This window comes from Photobacterium sp. R1, from assembly GCF_054600795.1.
Genome location: NZ_BAAHZP010000442.1, coordinates 1 through 284, shown reverse-complemented (window position 1 = coordinate 284; position 284 = coordinate 1). Strand labels below are relative to the sequence as shown.

General features: G+C 55.6%; 1 protein-coding gene. It reads right to left on the bottom strand.

Features of this window, described 5'->3' with window-relative positions:
* Positions 1-284, bottom strand: a 284-nt coding sequence (locus tag ACYP03_RS25770; RefSeq protein ID WP_459782643.1) for a hypothetical protein, incomplete at both ends; no start/stop codon positions are given.

The window sequence follows — 284 nt, the reverse complement described above, 5'->3', positions numbered from 1 at the left end:
CGTCTTGAATCGTCACATTGACCGGCACCAGGTTATCGAGAAAATCACCATCGGTATCCTGCACCTGAACCGTTAACTGGAATTGGATCTGATCATTTTGCGACACCACCAGGTCTGAAGTGTCTGTCCCGTTATGATCCAGGGGAGCAAGCTGCTCAACCACCAGACTGATATCAACCCCTGCGCCATCAGCATTCTGGGTGGCGACCAGCGTCGCGGTCAGCACGGTCGCACCACCGGCGCTCAGGGTCAGTACCTTGCTCGCATTGTCCCAGTTTGCCGTC